This is a genomic window from Flagellimonas flava (assembly GCF_050617915.1).
Lineage (GTDB): Bacteria > Bacteroidota > Bacteroidia > Flavobacteriales > Flavobacteriaceae > Flagellimonas > Flagellimonas flava_A.
The window spans coordinates 1-235 of sequence record NZ_JBODQE010000191.1; the positions used below are offsets into that span (position 1 = coordinate 1).

1 protein-coding gene is annotated in these 235 nt (G+C 40.9%); it reads left to right on the forward strand.

Features of this window, described 5'->3' with window-relative positions:
• Positions 1-235: endonuclease III domain-containing protein (locus ACRHOZ_RS21505; protein WP_431130445.1), on the forward strand; the 235-nt coding region annotated here is incomplete at both ends.

Below are 235 nucleotides of genomic sequence, written 5' to 3' on the forward strand. Positions count from 1 at the left end.
CACAAGATACTGATGTAAGACTCAGACAAATTACAACATTCTTGTTTGCCAAGGCTGACAATGCTTATGATATGGATAAATTGTCTGTGGATGAAATTAGCGAAATAATTAAACCTGTGGGGCTTTCTCCAATGAAATCCAAAGCTATACATGGATTGTCCCAAATCCTGATTGAAAAGTACAATGGGAACGTACCTCGGGACATGGCCCTATTGGAGGAATTACCTGCCGTGGG